We start from the raw sequence: 23,930 nt of genomic DNA, 5'->3' as shown, positions 1-23,930 counted from the left end.
CATTTCCCGGAGGAAAAGTAAAGTTGCCTTTCCCACTTATATGTGATAAAATAAGAAAAAACATATCCGGGGGAATGAGTATGAGCGGCTTTGAGCGGCGGGACAAGATAAATTACTACCTGGACCTGGCCGAGATAGTGGCCCAGCGGTGCACGTGCCTTAGGCATCACTATGGGGCGGTGATTGTGAAGGACGACGAGGTGGTGTCCACCGGCTATGTGGGCGCGCCCAGGGGCCGGGCCAACTGCTCGGACCTGGGGTACTGCCTTAGGCAGAAGCTGGAGATACCGAGAGGGGAGAGGTACGAGCTCTGCCGCTCGGTGCATGCTGAGGCCAACGCCATCATAAGCGCCTCCAGAAAGGAAATGCTTGGGGCCGACCTATACCTTGTGGGCAAGGAGGTCTCCGACGGCAGCTATATAAAAAACGCCGTCTGCTGCTCCATGTGCAAGCGCATGGTCATAAACGCCGGGATAGCCCGGGTGATAGTCCGGGACGACAAGGACAGCTTCAGGAGCATAGACGTTAAAACCTGGGTGGAGGACGACGAGTCTCTCAGGGGGGAGCTGGGCTATTGAGCCGGGAGAGATACCACCTTCTTGACACCATAAGAGGGATACTGCTTATCAATATGACGGCCTATCACGGGCTGTACGACGTGGTGTATATTATGGGTGTGCCCATGGACTGGTACACCGGGCCCATAGGCTATGCCTGGCAGCAGAGTATATGCTGGGGGTTCATACTGCTCTCGGGCTTCTGCTTCCGGCTCTCAAAGCGTCCTATGCGCCACGGCCTTGTCATACTGGGGGCGGGGGTCCTGGTGACCCTTGTCACCGCCGTTGCCATGCCGTCGGAGCGGATAATCTTCGGGGTGCTGTACCTTCTGGGGCTCTGTGCCCTTATACAGTGCGGGGTTTGGGCCCTGTGGAATAAGCTGGGGCTGCCGCCCTTCCCGGCGGGGCTGGGCCTGGCCCTTTCGGCTCTGGCGTTCTTTTTGACCCGGGGGGTGCCCTCTGGGTATATAGGCTTCGAGGGGCTGCGGCTCTTTACCCTGCCCGGCTGGCTCTATCAGTGGGACCTTCTGGCGGTGCTGGGGCTGCCGGGGCCGGGGTTCTGGTCCTCGGATTATTTTCCCCTAGTGCCTTGGGTGTTTTTGTATCTCTGCGGATACTTTTTATGGCGGCTTATAGGCTCGCGCCAAAGGGTGATGGACAGGCTGCGCCCGGGCATAGGACCCCTTGCCCTTATAGGCCGGCACAGCCTTGCGGTGTACCTGCTGCATCAGCCGGCGCTTATGGCGGTATTTACCGCCCTTCAGGGACTGTAAAAATGTGGGGCCTTTACCCTTGCCGTCTTGCAATTTTTTTGTAAGTGTGATAAAATTTGTATAGTACAAAAAAGGAGGTATTGTTATGGATCCTTTGAGCTCGGTGGCTTCCCTTGCCAGCTCCTACAGCGCGTCTAATTTGGCGGCGGACTACTCCATGGCCGTTACCCGCATGGCAATGGACGACGCCCAGGAGCTTGCCGCCCAGGAGCTGGAGCGGATGCTGCCCCCAAGCCCCTATACCTTTGACGTTTACGCCTGAGGCAGAAGGCCCCCTCTCTTGGGGCCTTTGCTTTCTATGGCCGAACGCAAGGACCGCCGCAGGGATACTGTCCCCTGCGGCGGTCCTTAATAATATGCGTCCTTCAATTTGCCACAATCGTTGAACGCTGCGTATTCAATGGCGGCTGCTTCCATTACTTCCTTTCGGATAAATTTCTGCCGCGCACTCAAGTTTCCAATATTCGTTTGTGCCGCAAGTAAAGCAATTTAAAAATTTTTCATATCCCTATTGACATTTTGAGAACCCGGGCATATAATACATATGAACGATTGCTCATATGAAAGGACGATGAAAAATGGAAAACCCAACCGCCTATACCCACGTGCATGAGGAGACCGTCAAGAGGGTCAACGAGATAATGCCCGGTGAGGAGGAGCTTTTCGACCTGTCGGAGCTCTTTAAGATATTCGGGGACTCCACAAGGATCCGCATACTCTATGTGCTCTTCGAGTCGGATATGTGCGTGTGCGGCATAGCGGAGCTCTTGGGCATGACCCAGTCGGCTATCTCCCACCAGCTGGCGGTGCTGAAAAAGGCGAAGCTGGTGCGGTATAGGCGGGAGGGGAAGACCATCTTCTACTCCCTTTCCGACGACCATGTGCGCACCATACTGGACCAGGGCATGGAGCATATCACGGAGTGAGGAAAATGGAGACAAAGCTGATAAGCGATTTCACAGGGGGAGAATTTCAAGAGAGCTTCAAGCTCTACTTTAATGAGTTGGGCGTCAATGTAAGGGACTGGGACGGGCTCTTTCATGAGATGGGCTCCGACGGCCGGGGGAACCTTGCGTATCTTGGCATAGAGGCCGGGAGGGCCGTGGGGTTCATACAGTTCTGCCCTATGGACTGCGAGGGCTGGTTTATGAAGAAGACGCTGGGCTTTATCCGGGAGTTCTGGATAGCGCCGGAATACCGGGGGCAGGGCTGCGGCTCGGAGCTCCTGGGGCTTGCGGAGGAATATTTTAAGCAAAAGAGGATAACAGCCGTGGCGCTGACCACGGACACCGCCCCAGGTTTCTACATTAAGCACGGCTACAGGCACGACCCGGGCTTTGCCGCCAAGAACGGCGACCCGGTGTATATAAAACACTTATATTAAAATTATACTTATTTGAAGGAGAGAAGGGTTAATTATGACAAAACGCTTTAAACTCATCGACCTGGACTGCGCCAACTGCGCGGCGAAGATGGAGGCCGCAATTAAAAAGCTCCCCGGCGTTGAGGAGGCCAACGTGAGCTTCATGATGCAGAAGCTCACCGTCACCGCCGACGAGGGGAGGTTCGAGGAGATAATGGACCAGATAGAAAAGGCCTGCAAGAAGGTGGAGCCGGACTGCAGGATAGTACGTTGAGGGGCTTCTGGGACCGGGTAGCCGGGCTTTACGACCTTGCGGAGCTTCTAAACCGCCGGGCGAACCTCGCTATGAAGCGGGAGACGGCCCTTTGGGTGCCGCCGGGAAGCCGCGTGCTGGACTGCGCGGCGGGCACTGGGGCCCTGTCCCTGGCGGCGGCCAGGCGGGCCGGGTATGTGCTCTGCACGGACCTGTCCCCGGATATGCTGGCCCGGGCCAAAGGGAAAGGGGAGCGGGCGGGTCTCATGAACATGGAGTTTTCCCGGCGGGATATCTTCGCCCCGCCGCCGGAGGAGCCCTTTGACGTGGTGATCGCCGGAAACGTCCTGCACCTGCTGGAGGAGCCCCGGCGGGCCGTCAACTGCCTGCTCTCCTGTGTCCGCCCGGGCGGACGGGTGATACTGCCCACGTACTTACAGGGCGAGGCCGGGGCGGGTTTCCGAGCGGCTATCGGGGCCTATCAGGCCTTGGGGTTTCTGTTTCAGGAGAGGTACACCCTTGAGGGCTATGGGGTTTTGCTTGAGAGCTGCGGGGCGGAGGTGCTCTGCTTAAAGCGGCTGGAGGGGCGGCTGCCGGTGGGCTTCGGGGTATTGGGAAAGCTTTGAAAAAGGAGATTTTTGGATTATGACTAAGAAACAAAAGACCATGCTTTTGCGCATTATAGTAAGCGCGGCCCTTCTCATAGCCGCCGTGCTTGTGCCCTATGAGGGCCCCTGGCGGTTCGCGCTGTTCCTGCCGGCTTACTTTACCGTGGGCTGGGACGTGCTCTGGCGGGCGGTCAGAAATATCGCCCACGGCCAGGTTTTCGACGAGAACTTCCTTATGGCCCTTGCCACGGTGGGGGCCTTCTGCACCGGCTTCTTCGGCGAGGGCGAGTACCCCGAGGCGGTGTTTGTCATGCTGTTCTACCAGGTGGGCGAGCTGTTCCAGGGCTACGCCGTGGGTAAATCCCGGCGGTCCATATCCTCCCTGATGGACCTGCGGCCTGACTACGCAAACCTAGAGCGCGACGGCGAAGTGACTCAGGCAGACCCGGAGGACGTGGCTGTGGGCGATATCATAGTGGTGAAGCCCGGGGAAAAAATACCCCTGGACGGCACGGTGATAGAGGGGGCCAGCACCCTGAACACCGCGGCCCTGACCGGGGAAAGTATGCCCCGAAGCGTATGCGCCGGGGAGAGCGTGCCCAGCGGCTGCGTGAACCTCAGCGGAGTGCTGAGGATAAGGGTTGAAAAGGAGTTCGGGGAAAGCACCGTGGCGAAGATACTGGACCTGGTGGAGAACGCCTCCAGCAAGAAGGCCAAGGCCGAGAACTTCATAACCCGCTTCGCCCGGTACTACACCCCGGCGGTGGTTATCGGGGCCGTGCTGCTGGCGGTACTTCCGCCCCTGTTCGTGGGCGGCTGGGGAGAGTGGATAAAACGGGCGCTGACCTTCCTGGTGGTGTCCTGTCCCTGCGCCCTGGTGATATCGGTACCCTTAAGTTTCTTCGGGGGCATCGGAGGGGCCTCGAAGCAGGGCATACTTATAAAGGGCGGCAACTATATGGAGGCCCTGGCGGCGGTGGACACGGTGGTTTTTGACAAAACCGGCACCCTGACCCGGGGGGTATTCCAGGTGGCGGAGATACGCCCTGTCGGTATGGCCGAAAAGGAGCTGCTGGAGCTGGCCGCCCTGGCTGAGAGCTGGTCCGACCACCCCATCTCCCGGTCCTTAAAGGAGGCCTACGGCGGCGAATTGGACCGCTCTCGGGTGGGAGAAGCGGAGGAGCTCTCCGGTCGTGGGGTGCGGGTGCAGGTAGACGGCAGGAGCGTATGCGCGGGGAACAGGAAACTTATGGAGGAGATGGGGGTCTCCTGTTCTGAAAGCGCCGCAGCGGGAACGGAGCGCTCCGCAGGAACGATTGTGCATATAGCCGTGGACGGCGCATATGCTGGACATATAATTATCGCCGACCGGCCCAAGCCCGACGCCGGGGAAGCCGTGGCCCGGCTGAAGGAGCGGGGAATACGCACCGTCATGCTCACCGGGGACAGCAGGGCGGCCGGAGAGGGCGCCGCCCGGGAGCTGGGTATCGACCAAGTGTGTACGGAGCTCATGCCGGCGGATAAGGTGGATAAGGTAGAGGAGCTGCTGGGGCAGGAGCCTAAGCGCGGCCGGCTGGCCTTTGTGGGCGACGGCATCAACGACGCGCCGGTGCTGTCCCGGGCCGACGTGGGCATTGCCATGGGGGCCCTGGGCTCGGACGCGGCCATAGAGGCGGCGGACGTGGTGCTTATGGACGACAAACCGTCTAAGCTTGATATAGCTATACGGATATCCCGCAAGACCATAGTCATAGTCAAGGAGAATATCTGGTTTGCCTTGGGCGTAAAGGCGCTGGTACTGCTGCTGACGGCCATAGGGCTTACGGGTATGTGGCTGGCGGTTTTCGCGGACGTGGGCGTGATGGTGCTGGCGGTGCTCAACGCCACAAGGGCGCTGGGGGCGAAAAGCTAGGAAATCTCCTTTAATATTCCGGCTATGTCCTCTGCCACAGGGGCCCCGGTACTCTCCAGCCTCTCCCGGCTCATGTGGCCGCCCTCCACCAGCAGGCAGCGGCAGCCTATTTTCTCTGACACCTGCCAGTCGTGGCAGGTGTCTCCTATGAATACCGCGCTGTCCCTTGATATCCCGTTTGCCTCCATGTACTCCCGGGCGATGCCCTCCTTGGTGACGGCCAGGACGTCGCCTGTTCCCAGCACCGCCTGGAAATACCCTGTGACGCCATAGCGTCCCGCTTGCTCCAGGAGGGCGCTGCGTTCTGACGCGGACACGAGAAGCTGGGCGTACCCCCGGTCACGCAGCCCTTTAAGCGCGCCTTCCGCGCCCCGGCGCAGCCCGCAGTTCAGGGCCCTGCGGTTAAACTCTTCGATATACTCGGCCGCCAGAGCGGGGAAGGGCTCCCGCTCCAGGTCCAGCCCCGCCGCCCGGTAGTAGCCCTCCACAGGGAAACCGAATATCTCCCGGTAGCGGCGCGGGGTAAGCTCCCGGAGCCCCCGGCGACGAAGCATACCGTTCATTACGTCTATACAGACTGATACGTCGTCCAATAGCGTGCCGTTCCAGTCCCAGATGATATATTTCATATGGTTCCTCCATGTCTTTTGGTACGGGTATTATATCATGGTTTTTCACCCATTGCAATTTTTTCCCGGACATAGTATACTTTAAAATATACAATACCTATTGTGAAAAAAGGGGAGCGCCCATGAAAATTTTATTTGTCTGCACCGGCATTATACAAACAGACTGCCGGAAAGCCCCGAAATGGCTGGGGATTTTGGATGCCGAACCGTGATTTGACACCAATTTGACACCAAAAGCGCATGATATGGTATAGAGAGATAAACGCTTATGAAGGAGCAGCCTGAAAAGGGCTGCTCCTTTTGCCAAATGGAGCAGTGAAAATCTCAGTTGCAGTTTCCAGGCGTTATGTGGTATACTATAGTTTATGATATCGTCTTGCGGCAGAGTGGATGATGCAGGAGGGCATTTTCATGATTGATTTTTCTGATTTAGGAAAATATAAAGAAAATAACCAAATCGAAGCAAAGAAAGCGCAAGGGGGAATACCCAGGAGCATTTGGGAGACCTATTCCGCTTTTGCCAATACCCTCGGCGGCGTTATCCTGCTGGGTGTAGCTGAAAAGGATGACAAGAGTTTTGAGGCAGTTAATATATCGGAACCCGAGAAGCTGATAAAGGAGTTTTGGGATACCATAAACAATCAGAATAAGGTCAGCGTTAATATTCTGTCCGGCAAAGATGTGTATGTGCAGGATGTGGGTGGAAATCAGATCATCGTTATCAATGTGCCCCGCGCTGACCGCCCGTACCGCCCGGTTTATGTGGGAGGTAACCCAATAACCGGCACATACCGCCGAAACGGCGAGGGAGACTATCACTGCACAAAAGAGGAATACCAAGCCATGGTACGGGACGCCGCTGTTATGTCACAGGATATGTTAGTGCTGGATGAGATGGACTTGGATGTGTTTAACAGCGAAAGCGTTCGCAGTTATCGTCAGAGAATGAGGCTTTCCCGGCCCGGCCATGTTTGGGAGGGATTGGATGATGCTGATTTTCTGCTTCGTATTGGAGCCGTTGCGATTGGGAAAGACGGCAGAAAGCACCCTACATCAGCAGGGCTTCTCATGTTTGGCAGCGAGTATGAGATCGTAAGAGAATTTAACCACTACTTTTTGGACTACCAGGAGCGGTACGATGATACTACCCGATGGACAGACCGTATCATCTCTTCATCAGGCGACTGGAGCGGCAATATATATGATTTCTACTTTAGGGCATACAACAAGCTGACACAGGACGTCAAGGTGCCTTTCAAGCTGAAAAGCGGTGTTCGGGTGGACGATACGCCTTTGCACCAGGCGCTGAGAGAGGCGCTGGCCAACTGCCTGGTGAACGCCGACTATTATGGAAGGCAGGGTGTTGTGGTTATTAAAGGCCGGGAACAGATCACATTCTCAAATCCGGGACGTTTCCGTATTGAGCTTGACGCCGCGAAAAGCGGAGGCATATCCGACCCGCGCAACAGCACGCTGCTGAAAATGTTCACGCTGATCGATATTGGTGAGAGAGCCGGGAACGGTATTCCAAGTATATTTTCCGTGTGGTCCGACCAAGGATGGACTGAGCCGAGATATACTGAGGAGTTTGAACCGGACAGAATCACTTTATCGCTTGATATTGAGAACGCAAGCGACAAAGAAGGCGATAACACAAGCGATAAAACACTCCTCACACCCCAGCAGGAGAGCGTCCGGCAATACCTAAGCCGACACGGCGAGGGCAAAGCATCAGAAATTGCTGAGCTGCTGGGTGTCAGCCCATCGAGAGCGCGGGCTATCCTCAGCGAAATGGTTTCACAGAAGATCCTTGAGAGTACAGGAGCTAATCGCAACAGACAATATAAATTGAAAAACTGATAAGAGATATAAGCGGTTTCGGATGTTGAAGCCGCTTTTTCATTTTTACGAAAGGAGAGGCGCATATGAAATGCCTGCAAAAGTATAACTGGGTCAAGTTGCCCAGAAATGCCCTGCCCACCGGCAAGGGGCTTATGGGTGCATGGATGCGCCTGGCGAGCCGTGCGGCGTTCCGTAAGGGCGTGGCCTCCTATTGCGGCTACGAGAACGCTGTAGAGCCGGGTATGTGGGCTGGAGGCATAGTGGGTCTCAAAAGTATTCTGGGCGTTAGGAGCCGCGCCAAGGCCTTGGAAGCATTGGATAAGCTGGCCCAGCTCGGCTACCTGACTTATGAACTGGACAAAGAAACGAAAAAGCTAACCTACCAAATCACCGAATGGGTGGTGCAATGTTCTGGTAAAGAGTGCTCAGATGGAGCTGTCTACACTACGGATGGCTACGGTTTCCTCTGTCTGCCCCGGAACATCACGGAGCGATTAGTAGAACGGCATTACAAATTTGAAGAAGCAGACGCCTAGCTCGACCTATGGTGTCACACAGTATGGGAGGACTCAGACAATGGGTTCTCCTTTTTAGCGCCTACGATTCAGTACGGCAAATACGGCGCGAATTTGACGTTGGAAACCCTGGGACAGCGCTGGGGCTGGGAAAAGACCAAGGTATGGAGATTCTTGAAAAAGCATGGGGATGCCTTTTCTCTGTATCGTCTGCCTGGCAGCTACGGCTGTCTCATTTTTAATAAAGCGTACCCCACTGGTACGGAGGTTTCATTACCGGCTCAGGAAGAAGTTGTGCGCATTTTCGAGGAAATACGTTTTCTCGGCGCAAATACGCACAAAGGGAACGTGGGACAGTCGCGTTTCGGGAAGCTGGTGGCATGGTTCAGCAGGAAGTTGAGGTTCCCTGACAGGAGCACCCGCTCAAAGAAGGATATGTGCGATAACCTCCACCGTCCAGCCGTTGCCCAGCATTTTGTATGCCTGGGAGTTGCTCACCGGGAATATGTAGTCTTCCGGGACCGTTTGCAGTCGCATACACTCCAAAACCGTCAGCTTGCGGATGATGTAGAAACCGTCTGCCAGCCGTATGGGATACTCCCGACCCTTTATTGCAATCCGACCGTTTTTGACCTCATAGGCCGGGAAACTCCTGCCATCAGCAGTTTCTATCACAAGGCGGCTCTGGTGGCCTACAATGACAGCGTTAGCTTTCTGGTCAGGGCGGGCCTCAAAGGAGGATGGGTTATCAGCGTTTGCATGGCCCCGCCATGCCATCCCGGTGGGGACTGTGTAAAGCCCAGTTTTCGCTCCCGCACCGCCGCCGTTGCCGCAGAGGGTCTTGCTCTTTCCGTCCGCAGAGTACACTCTGTGGCCCTGGCCCTCTGAGCCGGTGCTGCTCTCGATGGCGCCCACTCGGATTGGCTCCGCCGCCATTGTCGCGGGGAAGTGCTTGCTATCCAGGGCGTTGGCCGCGTTAGAGTTGGCATAGTTGGCTTTCAGTGTGTACCCTTTTTCCCGGAGCGGCAGGCCGCTCTCCAAAATGTCCCGCAGCACCAGCCCACGGTCCTCGGGCTGCTCTACTCCGGGTATGTTCGTCCAGTAAAGCCGCTGGCGGCTCTGGGCGGACACCAGGGCGGAGTTGATGAATATCGGCTCCACACCCAGCTCCGCCGTGATCTGCTCCCGGATAGCCGGCGCCATGCTTTTGTTGTTCTCATAGAGGAAAAAGTCTGGACAATACCGCTCCTTTGCGATAAGATAGTTGCGGAACAGCTCCCAGCCCTGGCCCTCCGGCCTGGTCTCTCTGTGGCGCGATTGGGCGATACTCCAGTGGGTGCAGGGCGAGCCGCCCAGCAGGAGTTTCATCATCGGCAATGCTCCCCCTTTCCCGCTTTTTCCCTTTCCCGGAGCTCGCCCCGGCGCAGCAGGAGCGCCGCCGTGTCCCGGTGTTCGCGCCGGATTTTCTTCAATTCCTGAATTTTATAATAAAACTGCATATCGCCGGTGGAATTGAATCTGTCTCTTAACTCCGCTATGCGGTTATCCATATCTGCCGCCAAACGCAGGTACATTTTTCCGTCGGCAATATTGTCTGCCGGACCAAAAGCCTCCTTCATTTCCCCGCCCCCAAGCTCTCATAAAATTCCCACAGGCGGGGATTGACGCAGTGGCAGGTCCGCACGGCCCCCCGGATATAGGGCTTGTCCCGCTCCGTTATACGCTTTGGTAAACCGCAGCAGTGGGGTTTACCTGAGCTAAAGTAACCGCACTCCGGGCAGTTACAAATGTCCCAAAAATCATCTTTCATGGTCGATGCCTCCTAAAAATGGGTACAAAAATAGCCCCACCACAAAGAGTAATGGGGCAGGAAACTGTATTTACTGTAATTTGCTTATAGCCTGTTGGAGCGTTTGGAGGTGCTCCAGCCACCTCTCCTGGTCAGAGGGGTCCCTCCATCTGGCAATCAGGTCATGGCCCGGGTCCAGAACTTTCTTGAGCGCCCGCAGGAGAGAGGAAACCTCCTCCGGCCTAAGTATCAGCACTCTTATCTCATGCTCCACATACTCCATGCGGTAGGGGTCCAGAACAGCCATATAGATCCCGCCGGTCTGGAAGAACTCAGCCACGCACTCTGCCAGCAGGACGCGAACGGAATCGAAGTAGATGGGGTAAAGGTAGCGCAGTTCCGGCTGGCACAGGCCGGGGTCAGCTCTCCAGTTATCGTGGCTGAGCCTATTGACAAGATGGTCTTTTAAGGTTAGAATAGATTTCGAGATATCCAACTCGCAAAACGAGACTTTTTCAAGCTGTCTCTCAGCTAAGACCTCCAGCATATCCTGACCGAAAGCGGTGCCCTTAACGCTGATTACTCTAGCTGTTGCTGCCATCTGTCACAGCCCCTTTCTGTTGATACTTCCAGGTTTCCAGCAGGGAGAGGATGACCTCCTCTATCTGTTTCTGTGTGTAGTCTTTGGGGAAATACTGGCTCAGGCATTTATTTTTGAGGGTGACTTGTAGTGGCGTGGGTTTTTCATCTGAGATGATGTCAATAATAAGGCTCGTTGTCAATTCGGTGCGCTCACTGCATTCTCTCAGCTTTTTCGCCTGTTCCATAGACGGTGGCCCGAAAGACTTGTTCTCAATTACGTTATACAGCAGCTCTTGCCCGTCCATAGGGATGTATGAAACTTCTACGGCTGGCCGCAATGGGAACTTATCTTGGTCAACAAGGTCCAACAGACATGGAACAAGCTCCGTCAAGCGTATGAGCCGTTGAATCTGCCTTGCGCTGTCTGGAGAATTAGCTGATACTGCGTCTCGAGACCACTTCTGGCCCAGTGGGCCAGAAGTAAAATCTGTTCTCTGACCCTGATGTTTTATCGCCTCAAGTTTCATCCGATAGGCAAACGCCTTTTCACTGGGCAGAATCTTCTCCCGCTGCAAATTGCTGTCCACCATGACAATCGTGGCCTCGTCATCGTCCATATCCCTGACGATAACCGGCATGGTCTCTTTCCCGGCCAGCTCACTGGCTCTTGAGCGCCGGTGGCCCGCTATGATTTCATAGCCGCCCTCGGGCCTTGGCCGGACGATACCAGGCACCAGAACACCGTATTGGGCCACGCTCTCGGCCATTTCCCGCATTTTCTCATCGTCCGCCACATGGAAGGGGTGCTCCTTGAAGGGATGCAGTTCCCTCAAAGAAAGCTCTTGAATTTGGTCAGCAGCAACCTGGGCCGGGATTCCGCCAAATAAATCGTCCAGGCCGGTTATTTGTATTTTCGCCGCGCTGCTTTTCATGACGCTACCTCTAAGGTCAGGGCCTCATATGCCGCAGAGACTTTTCCAGAGGGGTCATGAAGAAATATGCTCTTGCCCTCGGCGCTGGTCTCTGCCGCACGGATGGAGCGGGGAATGATGGCGTCGAAAATTTTGAGTTGACTGCCATAGGAATTTCTCAGCAGTTCCACGATTTCCTGCGAGTAGGTGGTCCGCATATCGGCCATTGTGACGAGAATACCGCTGATGGTCAAGTTTGGGTTGATTTGCCTCTTTACTTTGCCGATGGTCCTCATGAGCTGCTCCATACCTTTCAGCGAGAGGTAATGGGCCATCATTGGGATAATAAGCGTGTCGGCGGCTGATAGGGCGTTGATGGTAAGCATACCCAGCGAGGGGCAGCAGTCCAGGAGAATGATGTCGTACTGGTCGCGGACAGTGTTTAGGTATTCACGGAGGATAGTTTCCCGGCTCATGATGTTCACCAGCGTGACCTCAATAGCCGCAAGGTCGATGTTGGCGGGGAGCAGGTCAACTCCTTCCTTATGGTGGATAATTCCCTCGCCGGGGAGAAGGGGCTTGTCCTCTATGACCTTGCCCAGCACAGTGGAAATGGTTTCCTCTAACTGGTCCGGGTGCTGGTAGCCCAGGCTGGCGGTCAAAGAGCCTTGTGCGTCTACGTCCACCAGCAGGACACGTTTACCCTGGCGGGCTAGGCCGATGCCTAAGTTTACGGTGGTGACGGTCTTGCCGACCCCGCCTTTTTGGTTGCAGATTGCGATTACCTTGCTCATGCTTTTTGTTCCTTTCGGTTATATTTGTTCATATTGTATGGTTTCACGCTTGATTAAAATTTTGTCCTTAATGTGACACGCCGCTTTTTTGCCCGGTTCATTTTGGCCTCCTTTCGCCCTTTTTTTCATGGAAAAAGAATAAGGACAAACCCGAATCCCCTAGAAATCACTGGGATTTTCGATTTGTCCTTATTATGCCATAAGGGCACACATTCTGTACAGAAATGGCAAACGCCGGTATGGATGTCAAGAGCCTTCAATATCTGATGGGCCACTCGGACGTGAACACCACCCTGAACATCTATACACACTCCAGCTATGAGGCGGCAGCGCACGCCTTTGGCAAGGTAAGTTCTGCGCCGGATAAGGGGGCTGAACCGGTGGAGGCCTAACACCAGATTTGACACCAATTTTGACACCAGTTTGACACCAAAACACCCCCCCAAATATGGAGATTTGCGGAGATTTTCATAAGCGGACAAGAATCCACCGAAGGAGAAAAACCGCGAAAAACCCAGCAACAGAGCCAAAAAACAGACTTATAAAGAATCGAGGCGACCCCATGAAAATTTTATTTGTCTGCACCGGCAACACCTGCCGCAGCCCCATGGCCGAGGGCCTGTTCCGTGTCCTTGCCCCGGAGCATGAGTGTGGGAGCGCCGGGCTCTCCGCCGTGCCGGGGCAGCCGGCCACCACCCAGGCGGTGGTCTGCTGTGAGGAGCTGGGGGCCGACATATCCGCCCACCGCTCCCGGCAGCTTGCCCGGGGAGAGCTTTCGGAATGGGATATGTTTTTCCCTATGACCCGGGCTCACGGTGCGGTGCTTGAGGGCGCGGGGGTGCCGCCGGAGAAGGTGTACTATCCGGGGGAGATAGCGGACCCATACGGCGGGGACCTGGAGGTGTACAGGGCCTGCCGGGACCGAATAATGGCCGAGCTTCTGAGGTTCCGGGACGCTCTTGGCGGCGCGCGGATAGTGCCGATGGAGCTGGGGCACCTGCCCCAGGTGGAGGCCATAGAGCGGGAATGCTTCTCCCTGCCCTGGAGCATGGAGAGCTTTAAGGAGGAGCTTATAAACCCCTTGGCCGTGTATGTGGCGGCAGAGCTTCAGGGGCGCGTGGCGGGCTACGGCGGTATGCGCAACGCCGCCGGGGAGTATTATATTGACAATATCGCCGTTGCGCCCGGGAGCAGGCGGCGGGGGATAGGCCGCCAGATAATGTCCTATCTTGTGGGATACGCGGGGAAGCATGGGGGGCTGTTCGTGTCCCTGGAGGTGCGGCCCTCCAACGCCCCGGCCATAGCCCTGTACGAGAGCCTGGGCTTTAAAAAGGCCGGCCTGCGCCGTGATTTCTATGAGAAGCCCCGGGAGGACGGGCTCATATACACTTTGACTTTTAAGGAGGAGGAAGGATGCTGATTCTGGGGATAGAGACCTCCTGCGACGAGACCGCCGCGGCGGTGGTGGAGGACGGGCGAAGGGTGCTCTCGTCGGTGGTGGCAAGCCAGATAGAGGAGCACAAAATATACGGCGGCGTGGTGCCGGAGATAGCCTCCCGCAGGCATAGCGAGGCAATAACCGCCGTGGTAAGCGGGGCCCTTGACGAAGCCGGTGCGGCCATATCCGACGTCTCTGCCGTCGCCGTCACCTATGCCCCCGGGCTTATAGGGGCGCTGCTGGTGGGGGTGAACTTTGCGAAGGGGCTGGCCCTGTCGGCAGATCTGCCCCTGGTGCCGGTGCACCACTTGAGGGGGCATATTGCGGCGAATTACCTGAGCCATGGGGAGTTGGAGCCGCCGTTTTTATGCCTGGTGGTGTCCGGGGGGCACTCACATATTGTGGACGTGGGGGACTACTGCACGCTGGATGTCGTGGCGCGCACCAGGGACGATGCGGCGGGCGAGGCCTTCGACAAGGCCGCCCGGGCCATGGGGATACCCTATCCCGGCGGGGTGGAGCTGGACAAAATAGCCGAGGGCGGCGACCCGGGGGCGTATAAGCTCCCGAGGCCCAGGGTGGAGGGCTCGCCCCTGGATTTCAGCTTCTCCGGGCTGAAGACCGCCGCTCTGAACCTTCTGAACTCCGCACGGCAGAGGGGGGAGGAGATAAACGTGCCCAACCTCTGCGCCAGTTACCGGCGGGCGGTGGTGGAGTACCTTGTGGACCACTTCGGTACGGCGGTTCGGGAGAGCGGGGCCGGGAGGATAGCGGCAGCCGGGGGCGTTTCCGCCAACCGGCTGCTGAGAAGGGAGCTTGAGGCCCTGAGCCGGGAGACCGGCGCTGCGCTGTACCTTCCGGAGCTTAGATACTGCGGGGACAACGCCGCCATGATAGCGGCCCAGGGGTATTATGAGTTTATAAACGGCCACACGGCGGGCATGGGACTTAACGCCTATCCCCAGATGGACATTGGGGAGAGCTTCAGCGCGGCCTTGCTCTGAGGGCTTTGGTGGTGATACCCTCAGAGGTGAATTTTACTTCGTGCTCAGTGAGTATATTATTCGGGTCCTTCAGGGCGTGCAGGTCCCTTGTGTCGAAGGTTATCTCAAAACCGGCTTCCTTTAAGTAACGCTTTGTGGCCAGGTATAGGTCGTCGTTGTCGGTCTTGAACCATAGTTCGCCCTTTTCCGAAAGCAGGGGCTTGTACTTTAAAAGCTGGCGGGTATGGGTCAGGCGGCGCTTGTGGCAGTGGGCGGCGGGCCAGGGGTTGCAGAAATTTATTATCAGCCGGTCAGTTTCGCCGGGGGCGAAAAGCTCCGGGAGACGCTCTATGTTGTAATAGCAGAGCAGCACATTGTCCGGCTCCTTATCGCCGAAGGCCTGCTGGATATTCCTGCGGCCAACGCCCAGTATGTCATAGCTGATGTCTATGCCCACAAAGTTCACCTCGGGCTCCGCCTTCGCCGCCGCGGCAAGATACACGCATTTGCCGCAGCCCAGGTCCAGGTATAGGGGCCGCTTCTTCCCGAAGAGCTCCTGCCAGCGGCCCCGAAGCTCCCGGGGGTCCTCTATGTAGTAGGGGCACGCGGAAAGCTCCGGCCGGGCCCAGGCCTTTTTTCTTATACGCATTTTGTCCTCCATTGGCTTTTTCATATTATTTTAACATTTCGGAGCGGCAAAATCAACTTGAAACTTTGGCCCATAAGGTGTAAAATAGCAATTAAAAAATGACCGAAAGGACAGTTTTGATATGAGCAGAAAAGCTTTGGCCCTGGAGGGCGGGTCCCTCAGGTGCCTGTTCTCGGCGGGGGTCACAGACCTGATGATGGAGGAGGGCCTCCTGTGGGACGGCGTTATCGGCGTGTCCGCCGGGGCCCTTACGGGGGTGAACATCGTCGCCGGGCAGAAGGGCCGCACGGCGGCGGTGAACCTGGGGTATGTGAACGATCCCAGGTACATGGGCTTTAGGAGTCTTGTGAAGAATAAGAGCATCTTCAACTTCGATTTTCTCTTCGGGGAGATAAGCGATACCCTGATACCCCTTGACAGGGAGACCTTTAAAAACTCCCCCATAAAATACACCGCCGTTGCCACAAGCTGCATAGACGGCGGCGTAAGGTACTACGAAAAAAGCCAGGTGGAGGATATCTACCCGGCCATAAGGGCCAGCGCCAGTCTGCCCCTTCTGGCCCCCATGGTGACGGTGGAGGGGGAGCCCTGTCTTGACGGCGGCCTGTCCGTGTCCATACCCTATAAAAAGCCCCTTGAGGAGGGCTATGACAAGGTGGTGGTGGTCACCACCAGGGAGCATGGCTACCGCAAGGAGCCTGTTTCCAGGGCCATGGCCAGGGTGTATGCCCGGGTCTACAGGAGGTACCCGGAGCTGGTGCGGGCCATACTCAACGTGCCTAGGCACTATAACGCGGAGCTGGGCGAGATAGACCGGCTTGAGGCAGAGGGTAAGATATTTGTGATACGCCCAAGGGAGCCTGTCACTGTGTCCCGCACGGAGAAGGACGTGGAGAAGCTTCAGGCGCTGTATGACCAGGGGCAGGAGGTTTGCCGCGGGGCTTTGCCGAAGCTCAGGGAGTACCTGGAGAGTTGACCCTTTTAACCCGTCAGCTTTTTCCAGAGCTTCATAAAAAGGCTTTCGCTCTGCGGCGGCGCGTCGCATTTTACCAGCACGATGTCCCCGCCTATCATCTCGATATCCCTCCAGGGGATCACCGTGTCCGGCTCCCGGCCCAGAAGGCCGAAAAGCCGGGAGCGGCCGTATACCACCAGGGCAGTGACCTGGGCGGTATGGGTGTCTATCTCCACGTCGCACACAAAGCCCAGCCGGCCGCCGTCCCTGACGTTGATGACCTCTTTTTGACGCAGCTCTCCCATTCTGCATGGCATAAAAACGCCCCCTCTCTAAATACATTTTTATGCGGGGGCAAAAAATATTATCACAGAAGGAAGGCAGAAACATGAACATCTGGCACGATATCTCCCCAAAACGCATTAAATCCGACGACTTTTTCGCCGTAATTGAAATCTCAAAGGGCAGCAAGTCCAAGTACGAGCTGGACAAGGACACCGGGCTTTTGAAGCTTGACAGGGTGCTGTATACCTCCACCCACTACCCGGCGAACTACGGCTTTATCCCCCGCACCTACGCAAACGACGGCGACCCCCTGGACGTGCTGGTGCTCTGTTCGGAGAACATCATCCCCATGTCCCTGGTGCGCTGTTATCCCATCGGGGTGATAATTATGGACGACGGCGGCTCTGAGGACGAGAAGATAATCGCCATCCCCTTCGACGACCCCACCTATAACAGCTATAAGAGCATCTCCCAGCTGCCCATGCACATCTTCGAGGAGATGCGCCACTTCTTCAAGGTCTATAAGCAGCTGGAGCAGGACAAGAACACCGAGATAAGCGAGGCCCGGGGGCCCGAGGACGCAAAGGCCGTGATAGACGCGTGTCTTGACAAGTACCTGAACGATTTTTGCAAGGCGTAAATATTAAGCGCTCACCCGCTGAAAGCAGCCGGTTTTCAGCGGGTGTTATTTTATAATTGGATTACCGTAAAGGAGATGTCACATGAGTAAAAGCAAAAAGGCTGTAAGAGCAGTCTGCATAGTAATTATTGCAATATTTGCACTGCTGCTTACTACATATATCAATCATCAGATACAGTTAAATAGGGAAGCTGAACTGCGTTCACCGCTGGGACAGATGGTCGAGGTTGACGGACACGATATGAGCGTATATGTTGAAGGGACAGGCGGCACAACGCTGGTTTTCATGTCGGGCGGCGGGACCTGCTCTCCCATACTGGATTTCAAGTCCCTCTATTCTCTTTTAAGCGACAGATATCAGATCGCGGTCGTAGAGAAATTTGGATACGGTTTCAGTGACGTTGTAGATAAGGACAGGGGTATCGACTCTATACTCGAGGACACAAGGGCTGCCCTTTCCGCCTCAGGATTAGCTGCGCCCTATGTCCTCTGTCCCCACTCCATGTCGGGGCTTGAGGCCCTGTACTGGGCGCGGAAATACCCTGATGAGGTGTCCGCGATCATCGGGCTCGACATGGCGGTGCCGGAGTATTATGACAGCATGGACATAAATATACCGCTTATGCGCATTGCGGGCTGGGCGGCCAATATGGGAGTGACCCGCTTTATACCGGGCATTTCGGACAGCGACGCTATAAAGCACGGTGCCTTGTCGGAGGAGGAAAAAGAAATATATAAAGCCGTTTTCTACAGCCGGACGGCCACAGCGACAATGATAAACGAGATGGAGGGGGTAAAGGAAAACGCTGATAAGGTAGACAGTATGGGGGTCCCGCAGCTTCCGATACTGCTGTTTGTTTCGGACGGTTCCGGCGGAACAGGTTTTGATAAAGATACCTGGAGGAGAATCCCCATAGAATATATATCGCAGGTTGACGAGGGGGAATATATAGAATTAGACTGCCCGCATTATGTCCATGATTATGAGTACAAGGCAATAAGCGAAAATATCCTTTCGTTCCTTCTGAAACATTAGAGTTATTCATCTTCATTTACTCTTATAACCTTGTTCTTATCCGTGTACCCGGCAACAGGCAGCTCCCACACCGTATCGTCCCCATCGCTTGAGATAAGCTCAAATCCGAAGTCTTTATAGAAGTCCTTTACCATGCCGTTCTTCTGGGTCTTGTAGTAGTAGCCGCGAAGCTTTTTTACCCCGTCCCTTTGGGCCCTGTGCACAAGCTGGTCCAGCATGGCGTGCTCCATGCTGCGCTTTAAGACCCGGCAGCTCATGAGCCAGAGTTCAATATGCAGGGTATCGCCCTCCTTGCGCCCCAGGACCACGGATATCACGCCGTTGTCGCCGAATTTGTCCGTCAGCCTGCCGTATAGGGTGATATAGCTATTATCCCCGGATATCTCCTGCATTTCGGACTCGGTGAAGCGGCGGGTGGTCAGGTTGAACTGGTTGGACTTGTTGGTAAGCTGGGCTATGCGGGCGATGTACACCGGCTCGAAGGGGCGTATCCGGGCGCACATTTCCAGGGACAGCAGGTATTCCTCATAGTTTGCGAAGCTCTTTTGCAGCTCTGCGCGCTGGGCGTTTGCCTTGTACATCTCGTTGCGGGACAGGTCGTCCTTTGAGAGCTTGGTGGCCTCGAAGAAGCCGCAGCGGTCGAGGGCGGTAATATAGTGCTCCGGCGCGTCCATAACCGGGGCTGAAACCCCGGGAACCTGGGCGGTGACGATGGCGCGCTCGGCAGGGTTGTCGTCGATAAAGGCCATGCTCTCGGGGAGTATATTGAGCTCCTGTGCTATGGCGGTGAAGTTCAGGTCCTTTGGGTCCCAGTTGGCCTTTATAGAGATAAAGTCCTCGGGGCGCAGGGAGCCCTCCGGGTGGTTCAGTCCGGCCAGGGCGTTCTCCTCGTCGTTTTTGGAGTCCACGTTCAGCATGACCCCATAGCCGCGAAGCTCCTTTAAGTAGTCCTGGAACTCGCTGTATACCTGGCCCATGGAGGTCTCCCGGCCTATCTCTATGCCGTCCACCCCGTCGTCCCCCACAACGCCGCCCCAGAGGGTGTTGTCCAGGTCCAGCACCAGGGCCTTTTTGTTTTTGCCGTATATGGACTTTATTATGCAGGCCACGTTATAGGAGAGAGCAGGGACCGCGTCCAGGTTCAGGCAGTATTTGTACATATGCCAGTAGAAGGGGTCGGACCACTGTAAAAGGCCGTAGTCCGCCGAGAGATAGTTGATGTCGTTTATATAAAAATCCTGGTGTGCGGCGGCGTACTCATAGAGCTTAGTGTTCAGCCGGGTGATAAAGTTGGTCTGGCCCCGGTGGTCCCAGGCGTCCCGGTTGCCAAGGAGCCGGTAGAAGGGCAGCTCGAAGTTGTTTTGTATCACCGGGCAGCGGTACTTTTCGGCGATATGCTCCCACATTGTCTCAAAATGGGAGTATTGGGCGTTGAGCAGCTCCGTGGCCGACTCCGGGGTATCGGCAGGGGCAGGAAAGGCGGCGATGTTCCGGCGGGAGGTGTGTATATAGATAAGGTCCGGGGCGAAGGCGGAGAGTTCCTCGCTGAACATGGCGTCCTCATAGTAGAGCCCGAACTCCGACTCATAGAACTCCGGCTTTATGCCGAAGTCCAGAAGGAACAGCTCGAGGATCGAGATTATATCGTGGGTGGTGGACCCGCCTAGGACGGCAATCTTCTTATCTATGCGCGCCTCGGCGGAGGCGCACGGCCCGGAGGAGGCCAGCAGCTCCCGGCGGATGGATTTGCGCTTTTTAAGTATGGTCTGGGGGTTGAAGGGGTAGGTCAAAAGGTTATGCATACGTCGTTATTCCTCCCGTTTTTGTATATGTATCCCATTATACCAAATAGGGGCGGGCTCTTTCAAGGGCCGCAAGAAAATATCTTGAAACCGCTGTGCAAAAGTGGTATAATATCAGAGAACGCGGGTATTTCCGCGTGTATAAATTCGGGCTGACGAAGGATTAGAAAGGACGTTTTAGGATGAAGGAAAGGATAGAGGGGCTGCGCCAGAGCTTTGAGCAGGAGCTGCAAAGGGCCGGCAGCAGCGACGCGGTGGAAAAGCTGCGGGTAGCGTATCTTGGGAAAAAGGGTTCGGTTACGGAGCTTCTGAAGGGGCTCAAGGAGGTGGGCGCGGAACAGAAAAAGGAGCTGGGACAGCATATCAACGCCCTAAAGCGCGGCGTTGAGGAGCGGCTATCGGAGAGAATAGAGGAGATAAGGGTCGCCGAGGAGCAGCGGGAGATAGAAGCGGCCGAGCAGTACGACGTGACCCTGCCGGTCGCCGGGGACCCGGGGTCCTACCACCCAATAACCATAGTCCAAAGGCAGTTGGAGGAGGTCTTTACCTCCATGGGCTTTATCGTAGAGGACTTTAAGGAGATCGTCACCGACTACGAGTGTTTCGAGGCGGTGAACATCCCCAAGGACCACCCCGCAAGGGATATGCAGGACACCTACTATCTGGAGAACGGCCAGCTCCTCAAGACCCATACCTCCGCCGCGCAGAATTTTATTCTGCGGAAGTACGGCGCGCCGGTGCGGGCCATCTTCCCCGGCAGGTGCTTTAGAAACGAGGCCACGGACGCCAGCCATGAGAACACCTTCTTTCAGATGGAGGGCATCATGGTGGACAAGAATATATCTATATCGAACCTGATATATTTCATGAAGACCATGCTTTCAGAGGTTTTCGAGCGGGACGTGAAGGTGCGGCTGCGGCCGGGCTTCTTCCCCTTCGTGGAGCCGGGCTTTGAGCTGGATATAAGCTGCCTTATCTGCGGCGGCGAGGGCTGCTCCACCTGCCACCACTCGGGCTGGGTAGAGCTCTGCCCCTGCGGGATGATACACCCCAATGTCCTGAAGCTGGGCGGCGTGGACCCGGAGGAATACACGGGCTTCGCCTTCGGCCTGGGGCTTACCCGCCTTGTGATGATGAAGTACGGCGTGAAGGACATAAGGGACCTGAACAGCGGCAATTTAAAGGCCCTTTCGCAGTTCCGGCATGAATAAGAGAGGGAGGGATATAGTATGCTTATTTCGATGAACTGGATAAACGACTTCGTGGACCTTAGGGGCCTTGATATACCCGCCCTTATACAGCGCTTCACCCTCTCTACCGCCGAGGTGGAGGACGTATATGAAATGGGCCGGGACCTGCGGGGTGTGGTCGCGGGAAAGATACTGAGCGTCGAGAACCACCCCGACTCCAAGAAGCTGCACCTCTTAAAGGTGGACGGCGGGGACAAGATATACGACGTGGTCTGCGGCGCGCCCAACGTAAGGGAGGGTCTTATCGTACCCTTTGTGAAGGAGGGCGGCATGGTGGGCGGCCAGGAGATATCTATGGCTGTGCTGGCGGGGTATGAGAGCCACGGTATGTGCTGCTCCGAAAAGGAGCTGGGCATCTCCGCCGACCATTCCGGGCTCATGGAGCTGCCCGACGATACCCCGGTGGGCCGGGACATGACGGAGCTCTACGGCATAATAGACACCGTGTTCGAGGTGGACAACAAGTCCCTGACAAACCGCCCGGACCTCTGGGGCCACTACGGCATAGCCAGGGAGTTCGCGGCCCTGTCCGGGCGGGAGCTTAAACCCTTGGAGACCGTCTCTCTTGAGCAGTTCGACGAACTCGACCCCATAGACATCGAGGTGGAGGATAAGGAGCTCTGCTATAGGTACACAGGGCTTAAAGTGAGGAATATCACCAAGAAGGTGAGCCCGGTGGATATGCGCATAAGGCTCTTCTACTGCGGCAGCAGGGCAATAAACCTTTTGGCGGACCTTACCAATTATCTCATGCTGGAGATGGGCCAGCCCATGCACGCCTTTGACTGCGCCAAGGTGGACAGCATAAGGGTGAAGCGCTTTGACGCTCCCTTTACCTTCACCACCCTGGACGGCACGGAGCGTAAAGTGGACGAGAACACTTTGATGATATGCACCAAGTCCGGCAACGGACTTGAAGATACGCCTGTTGCCGTTGCCGGTATCATGGGCGGCCTGGACTCCGAGATAGAGGACGACACGGACAGTCTGCTTTTAGAGTCGGCGAACTTCGACGGGGCTTCGGTACGCAAGTCCTCTACCCGGCTGGGGCTTCGGACGGACGCCTCCATGCGCTATGAGAAGACCCTGGACCCGGAGATGACCGTGCCGGCTATCGGGCGCTTTATGAAGCTGCTGCTGGACATCGACCCGGGGGCCCAGGTGATTTCAAGGCTGACGGACGTTTACGTTAAGCGCTATCCCCAGGTGGAGCTGAGCTTTGACAAGGCCTATGTAGACAGGTATACCGGCATAGAGATAGAGGACAAGAGGATTATTGAGACGCTTTTGTCCTTGGGCTTCGGGGCCAAGCAGGAGGGCGACAGGTTCACCGTGCAGGTGCCCAGCTGGCGGGCCACCAAGGACGTGACCATTAAAGCGGACATCATCGAGGAGATAACCCGCATTTACGGCTATGACAACTTCGAGATAAAGACCACCGTCAGCCCCTTGTACCCACAGAGAAAGAGCGTGCAGAATAAGGCGGACAACTTTGTTAAGGACCTTTTGGTGCAGACGTATAAGCTCCACGAGGTGCACTCCTATATCTGGCAGGACGCGAGAAAGTGCAAGATTTTGGGGATAGAGCCCGAGGAGAACGTGAAGCTGATAAACGCCCAGACCCCGGACCACGAAATAATACGCCGGAGCATGGGGCCGACGCTGCTGTCGGTTTTGCAGGAGAACAGGGCGTTTTCTGCGGACTTCGGCGTGTTCGAGATAGGCCGGGTGGCCGAGGGGCTTAATGGGGACGGCCTTGCGGACGAGCACAAGAAGCTGGGGATAGCCCTCTTTAGCAGGACCGAGGGGGAGAAGGAGCTCTATATGCGGCTAATCGGCATGGTGAAGGCCCTTTTAAGGAGCGTCAAGCGGGTGGAGCCGGAGCTTGCCAACTGCGAGCCGAGGTTCAAGTGGCAGCACCCCAGGAACACCGCCGTTATTATGGCGGGGGGCGAGTCCCTGGGCTGGGTGTGCACACTGACCCCCTCGGTGCTGAGGAATATCGACCGCAAGGCGGCGGTAGTCTGCGGAGAGCTGGACATGGACGCGTTCGCCGGATTGACTGCGGGAGAGCTTGGCTATAAAGAGCCCAGCAGGTTCCCGGGGATAGACATCGACCTGTCGGTGGTGCTGCCCGAGGGAATGCGCTTTGCGGACATGGAGCCGGCCTGGGAGGGCGCGGGGCACCTTACGGGGGTAAGTCTTATCGACTCCTTCCAGCAGGCCGGGCGCAGGAGCCTGACGCTGAGGTTCGGGTTCTCGTCCACGGAGAAGACCCTCTCCAAGGAGGAGGTACAGCCCATTGTGGACGGAATTGTGGAAAAGCTTGGGGCTGCGGGGGCTGTGCTCAGGAGCTAAATATAA

Annotated in this window: 27 protein-coding genes and 1 pseudogene; 18 read left to right on the top strand and 10 right to left on the bottom strand. The window is 56.2% G+C overall.

What is annotated here, in order from left to right:
* Positions 1-80 precede the first annotated feature (80 nt).
* The 8 genes from ADH66_RS18040 (at position 81) to ADH66_RS18005 (ending at position 5,466) form a co-directional block, all read left to right on the top strand.
* On the top strand, positions 81-578 hold the full coding sequence (locus tag ADH66_RS18040) for a deoxycytidylate deaminase (RefSeq protein ID WP_066537945.1): 498 nt from the start codon (positions 81-83) through the stop codon (positions 576-578).
* Positions 575-1,330, top strand: a complete 756-nt coding sequence (locus tag ADH66_RS18035; RefSeq protein ID WP_066537946.1) for a heparan-alpha-glucosaminide N-acetyltransferase domain-containing protein — start codon at positions 575-577, stop codon at positions 1,328-1,330. The genes ADH66_RS18040 and ADH66_RS18035 overlap by 4 nt, the downstream gene beginning before the upstream one ends.
* 85 nt (positions 1,331-1,415) lie before the next feature.
* Complete coding sequence (locus ADH66_RS18030) at positions 1,416-1,592, top strand: putative motility protein (protein ID WP_084384373.1); 177 nt, start codon at positions 1,416-1,418, stop codon at positions 1,590-1,592.
* A 316-nt stretch (positions 1,593-1,908) separates the two neighbouring features.
* Complete coding sequence (locus ADH66_RS18025; protein WP_066537947.1) at positions 1,909-2,256, top strand: ArsR/SmtB family transcription factor; 348 nt, start codon at positions 1,909-1,911, stop codon at positions 2,254-2,256.
* Positions 2,257-2,261: 5 nt separating this feature from the next.
* Complete coding sequence (locus ADH66_RS18020; protein WP_066537948.1) at positions 2,262-2,714, top strand: GNAT family N-acetyltransferase; 453 nt, start codon at positions 2,262-2,264, stop codon at positions 2,712-2,714.
* Positions 2,715-2,748: 34 nt separating this feature from the next.
* Positions 2,749-2,967: a cation transporter gene (locus tag ADH66_RS18015; protein WP_066537949.1), complete on the top strand. Its 219-nt coding sequence runs from the start codon at positions 2,749-2,751 to the stop codon at positions 2,965-2,967.
* Positions 2,964-3,572: a class I SAM-dependent methyltransferase gene (locus ADH66_RS18010; protein WP_066537951.1), complete on the top strand. Its 609-nt coding sequence runs from the start codon at positions 2,964-2,966 to the stop codon at positions 3,570-3,572. Before ADH66_RS18015 ends, ADH66_RS18010 begins: the two co-directional genes overlap by 4 nt.
* 19 nt (positions 3,573-3,591) lie before the next feature.
* The gene (locus ADH66_RS18005) at positions 3,592-5,466 is read left to right on the top strand and encodes a heavy metal translocating P-type ATPase (RefSeq protein ID WP_066537952.1); all 1,875 of its coding nucleotides are present in this window, start codon (positions 3,592-3,594) and stop codon (positions 5,464-5,466) included.
* Here ADH66_RS18005 and ADH66_RS18000 read toward each other — a convergent pair.
* Entirely contained in the window at positions 5,463-6,095 is a 633-nt protein-coding gene (locus ADH66_RS18000; RefSeq protein ID WP_066537953.1) for an HAD family hydrolase, read from the bottom strand. The two genes, ADH66_RS18005 and ADH66_RS18000, sit on opposite strands and share 4 nt — an antisense overlap.
* A 390-nt stretch (positions 6,096-6,485) precedes the next feature.
* Here ADH66_RS18000 and ADH66_RS17995 point away from each other — a divergent pair, with 390 nt between their 5' ends.
* The gene (locus ADH66_RS17995; RefSeq protein WP_236757126.1) at positions 6,486-7,955 is read left to right on the top strand and encodes an RNA-binding domain-containing protein; all 1,470 of its coding nucleotides are present in this window, start codon (positions 6,486-6,488) and stop codon (positions 7,953-7,955) included.
* Between the two features lie 65 nt (positions 7,956-8,020).
* Positions 8,021-8,473 (top strand): hypothetical protein, encoded by a 453-nt coding sequence (locus ADH66_RS21255; protein WP_066537956.1) that lies wholly within the window; start codon positions 8,021-8,023, stop codon positions 8,471-8,473.
* Between the two features lie 402 nt (positions 8,474-8,875).
* Here ADH66_RS21255 and ADH66_RS17985 read toward each other — a convergent pair whose 3' ends face one another.
* From ADH66_RS17985 to ADH66_RS17960, 6 genes are all read right to left on the bottom strand, one after another.
* Positions 8,876-9,823, bottom strand: a complete 948-nt coding sequence (locus ADH66_RS17985) for a DNA cytosine methyltransferase (RefSeq protein ID WP_066537958.1) — start codon at positions 9,821-9,823, stop codon at positions 8,876-8,878.
* Entirely contained in the window at positions 9,820-10,071 is a 252-nt protein-coding gene (locus tag ADH66_RS17980; protein WP_066537588.1) for a hypothetical protein, read from the bottom strand. The genes ADH66_RS17985 and ADH66_RS17980 overlap by 4 nt, the downstream gene beginning before the upstream one ends.
* The gene (locus ADH66_RS17975) at positions 10,068-10,262 is read right to left on the bottom strand and encodes a hypothetical protein (RefSeq protein ID WP_066534515.1); all 195 of its coding nucleotides are present in this window, start codon (positions 10,260-10,262) and stop codon (positions 10,068-10,070) included. Before ADH66_RS17975 ends, ADH66_RS17980 begins: the two co-directional genes overlap by 4 nt.
* Before the next feature lie 70 nt (positions 10,263-10,332).
* The gene (locus ADH66_RS17970) at positions 10,333-10,842 is read right to left on the bottom strand and encodes a hypothetical protein (protein ID WP_066537961.1); all 510 of its coding nucleotides are present in this window, start codon (positions 10,840-10,842) and stop codon (positions 10,333-10,335) included.
* A complete protein-coding gene (locus ADH66_RS17965) occupies positions 10,826-11,755 on the bottom strand; it encodes a ParB/RepB/Spo0J family partition protein (RefSeq protein ID WP_066537595.1) in 930 nt (309 codons plus the stop codon). Before ADH66_RS17965 ends, ADH66_RS17970 begins: the two co-directional genes overlap by 17 nt.
* Positions 11,752-12,528, bottom strand: coding sequence for a ParA family protein (locus tag ADH66_RS17960; RefSeq protein ID WP_066537964.1), 777 nt, complete (start codon positions 12,526-12,528; stop codon positions 11,752-11,754). The genes ADH66_RS17965 and ADH66_RS17960 overlap by 4 nt, the downstream gene beginning before the upstream one ends.
* Before the next feature lie 218 nt (positions 12,529-12,746).
* Between ADH66_RS17960 and ADH66_RS17955 the strand changes: the two are divergent.
* The 3 genes and pseudogenes from ADH66_RS17955 to tsaD all read left to right on the top strand — a co-directional run.
* Positions 12,747-12,920, top strand: a pseudogene (locus ADH66_RS17955) (tyrosine-type recombinase/integrase); the annotation flags it as partial.
* 170 nt (positions 12,921-13,090) lie between these two features.
* On the top strand, positions 13,091-13,948 hold the full coding sequence (gene rimI / locus ADH66_RS21250; protein WP_236757116.1) for a ribosomal protein S18-alanine N-acetyltransferase: 858 nt from the start codon (positions 13,091-13,093) through the stop codon (positions 13,946-13,948).
* Entirely contained in the window at positions 13,942-14,970 is a 1,029-nt protein-coding gene (gene tsaD, locus ADH66_RS17940; protein ID WP_066537966.1) for a tRNA (adenosine(37)-N6)-threonylcarbamoyltransferase complex transferase subunit TsaD, read from the top strand. Before rimI ends, tsaD begins: the two co-directional genes overlap by 7 nt.
* Here the strand turns inward: tsaD and trmB are convergent.
* Positions 14,951-15,598, bottom strand: a complete 648-nt coding sequence (gene trmB, locus ADH66_RS17935) for a tRNA (guanosine(46)-N7)-methyltransferase TrmB (protein ID WP_066537969.1) — start codon at positions 15,596-15,598, stop codon at positions 14,951-14,953. The genes tsaD and trmB overlap by 20 nt on opposite strands.
* 121 nt (positions 15,599-15,719) lie before the next feature.
* Between trmB and ADH66_RS17930 the strand changes: the two genes are divergently transcribed.
* Positions 15,720-16,574, top strand: a complete 855-nt coding sequence (locus ADH66_RS17930) for a patatin-like phospholipase family protein (RefSeq protein ID WP_066537971.1) — start codon at positions 15,720-15,722, stop codon at positions 16,572-16,574.
* 5 nt (positions 16,575-16,579) lie between these two features.
* Here the strand turns inward: ADH66_RS17930 and ADH66_RS17925 are convergent, their stop codons facing one another.
* Positions 16,580-16,870, bottom strand: coding sequence for a YlmC/YmxH family sporulation protein (locus ADH66_RS17925; RefSeq protein ID WP_066537973.1), 291 nt, complete (start codon positions 16,868-16,870; stop codon positions 16,580-16,582).
* A 71-nt stretch (positions 16,871-16,941) separates the two neighbouring features.
* Here ADH66_RS17925 and ADH66_RS17920 point away from each other — a divergent pair, with 71 nt between their 5' ends.
* Positions 16,942-17,478 carry an inorganic diphosphatase gene (locus tag ADH66_RS17920; RefSeq protein WP_066537975.1) on the top strand — a complete coding sequence of 179 codons (537 nt, stop codon included), beginning with the start codon at positions 16,942-16,944 and terminating at the stop codon, positions 17,476-17,478.
* 82 nt (positions 17,479-17,560) lie between these two features.
* On the top strand, positions 17,561-18,514 hold the full coding sequence (locus tag ADH66_RS17915) for an alpha/beta hydrolase (protein ID WP_066537978.1): 954 nt from the start codon (positions 17,561-17,563) through the stop codon (positions 18,512-18,514).
* 2 nt (positions 18,515-18,516) lie between these two features.
* Here the strand turns inward: ADH66_RS17915 and ADH66_RS17910 are convergent, their stop codons facing one another.
* The gene (locus tag ADH66_RS17910) at positions 18,517-20,316 is read right to left on the bottom strand and encodes an HAD-IIIC family phosphatase (protein ID WP_066537981.1); all 1,800 of its coding nucleotides are present in this window, start codon (positions 20,314-20,316) and stop codon (positions 18,517-18,519) included.
* 182 nt (positions 20,317-20,498) lie between these two features.
* Here ADH66_RS17910 and pheS point away from each other — a divergent pair, with 182 nt between their 5' ends.
* Both pheS and pheT read left to right on the top strand, forming a co-directional pair.
* Positions 20,499-21,527 (top strand): phenylalanine--tRNA ligase subunit alpha, encoded by a 1,029-nt coding sequence (pheS, locus tag ADH66_RS17905; RefSeq protein WP_066537983.1) that lies wholly within the window; start codon positions 20,499-20,501, stop codon positions 21,525-21,527.
* 18 nt (positions 21,528-21,545) lie between these two features.
* Positions 21,546-23,924: a phenylalanine--tRNA ligase subunit beta gene (pheT, locus tag ADH66_RS17900; protein ID WP_066537984.1), complete on the top strand. Its 2,379-nt coding sequence runs from the start codon at positions 21,546-21,548 to the stop codon at positions 23,922-23,924.
* Positions 23,925-23,930 lie beyond the last annotated feature (6 nt).

The organism is Acutalibacter muris (assembly GCF_002201475.1).
Taxonomy (GTDB): Bacteria; Bacillota; Clostridia; order Oscillospirales; family Acutalibacteraceae; genus Acutalibacter; species Acutalibacter muris.
Note: the sequence above shows the minus strand (reverse complement) of the source record. Positions and strands in the feature narration are given on the sequence as shown.

What these genes read in the sequence shown, in the direction of transcription:
- ADH66_RS18040 (WP_066537945.1), top strand. Translation starts at nt 81, where the DNA reads ATGAGCGGCTTTGAGCGGCGGGACAAGATAAATTACTACCTGGACCTG.
- ADH66_RS18030 (WP_084384373.1), top strand. Translation starts at nt 1,416, where the DNA reads ATGGATCCTTTGAGCTCGGTGGCTTCCCTTGCCAGCTCCTACAGCGCG.
- ADH66_RS18025 (WP_066537947.1), top strand. Translation starts at nt 1,909, where the DNA reads ATGGAAAACCCAACCGCCTATACCCACGTGCATGAGGAGACCGTCAAG.
- ADH66_RS18020 (WP_066537948.1), top strand. Translation starts at nt 2,262, where the DNA reads ATGGAGACAAAGCTGATAAGCGATTTCACAGGGGGAGAATTTCAAGAG.
- ADH66_RS18015 (WP_066537949.1), top strand. Translation starts at nt 2,749, where the DNA reads ATGACAAAACGCTTTAAACTCATCGACCTGGACTGCGCCAACTGCGCG.
- ADH66_RS18005 (WP_066537952.1), top strand. Translation starts at nt 3,592, where the DNA reads ATGACTAAGAAACAAAAGACCATGCTTTTGCGCATTATAGTAAGCGCG.
- ADH66_RS18000 (WP_066537953.1), bottom strand. Translation starts at nt 6,095, where the DNA reads ATGAAATATATCATCTGGGACTGGAACGGCACGCTATTGGACGACGTA.
- ADH66_RS17995 (WP_236757126.1), top strand. Translation starts at nt 6,486, where the DNA reads ATGATGCAGGAGGGCATTTTCATGATTGATTTTTCTGATTTAGGAAAA.
- ADH66_RS21255 (WP_066537956.1), top strand. Translation starts at nt 8,021, where the DNA reads ATGAAATGCCTGCAAAAGTATAACTGGGTCAAGTTGCCCAGAAATGCC.
- ADH66_RS17985 (WP_066537958.1), bottom strand. Translation starts at nt 9,823, where the DNA reads ATGATGAAACTCCTGCTGGGCGGCTCGCCCTGCACCCACTGGAGTATC.
- ADH66_RS17980 (WP_066537588.1), bottom strand. Translation starts at nt 10,071, where the DNA reads ATGAAGGAGGCTTTTGGTCCGGCAGACAATATTGCCGACGGAAAAATG.
- ADH66_RS17975 (WP_066534515.1), bottom strand. Translation starts at nt 10,262, where the DNA reads ATGAAAGATGATTTTTGGGACATTTGTAACTGCCCGGAGTGCGGTTAC.
- ADH66_RS17970 (WP_066537961.1), bottom strand. Translation starts at nt 10,842, where the DNA reads ATGGCAGCAACAGCTAGAGTAATCAGCGTTAAGGGCACCGCTTTCGGT.
- ADH66_RS17965 (WP_066537595.1), bottom strand. Translation starts at nt 11,755, where the DNA reads ATGAAAAGCAGCGCGGCGAAAATACAAATAACCGGCCTGGACGATTTA.
- ADH66_RS17960 (WP_066537964.1), bottom strand. Translation starts at nt 12,528, where the DNA reads ATGAGCAAGGTAATCGCAATCTGCAACCAAAAAGGCGGGGTCGGCAAG.
- rimI (WP_236757116.1), top strand. Translation starts at nt 13,091, where the DNA reads ATGAAAATTTTATTTGTCTGCACCGGCAACACCTGCCGCAGCCCCATG.
- tsaD (WP_066537966.1), top strand. Translation starts at nt 13,942, where the DNA reads ATGCTGATTCTGGGGATAGAGACCTCCTGCGACGAGACCGCCGCGGCG.
- trmB (WP_066537969.1), bottom strand. Translation starts at nt 15,598, where the DNA reads ATGCGTATAAGAAAAAAGGCCTGGGCCCGGCCGGAGCTTTCCGCGTGC.
- ADH66_RS17930 (WP_066537971.1), top strand. Translation starts at nt 15,720, where the DNA reads ATGAGCAGAAAAGCTTTGGCCCTGGAGGGCGGGTCCCTCAGGTGCCTG.
- ADH66_RS17925 (WP_066537973.1), bottom strand. Translation starts at nt 16,870, where the DNA reads ATGCCATGCAGAATGGGAGAGCTGCGTCAAAAAGAGGTCATCAACGTC.
- ADH66_RS17920 (WP_066537975.1), top strand. Translation starts at nt 16,942, where the DNA reads ATGAACATCTGGCACGATATCTCCCCAAAACGCATTAAATCCGACGAC.
- ADH66_RS17915 (WP_066537978.1), top strand. Translation starts at nt 17,561, where the DNA reads ATGAGTAAAAGCAAAAAGGCTGTAAGAGCAGTCTGCATAGTAATTATT.
- ADH66_RS17910 (WP_066537981.1), bottom strand. Translation starts at nt 20,316, where the DNA reads ATGCATAACCTTTTGACCTACCCCTTCAACCCCCAGACCATACTTAAA.
- pheS (WP_066537983.1), top strand. Translation starts at nt 20,499, where the DNA reads ATGAAGGAAAGGATAGAGGGGCTGCGCCAGAGCTTTGAGCAGGAGCTG.
- pheT (WP_066537984.1), top strand. Translation starts at nt 21,546, where the DNA reads ATGCTTATTTCGATGAACTGGATAAACGACTTCGTGGACCTTAGGGGC.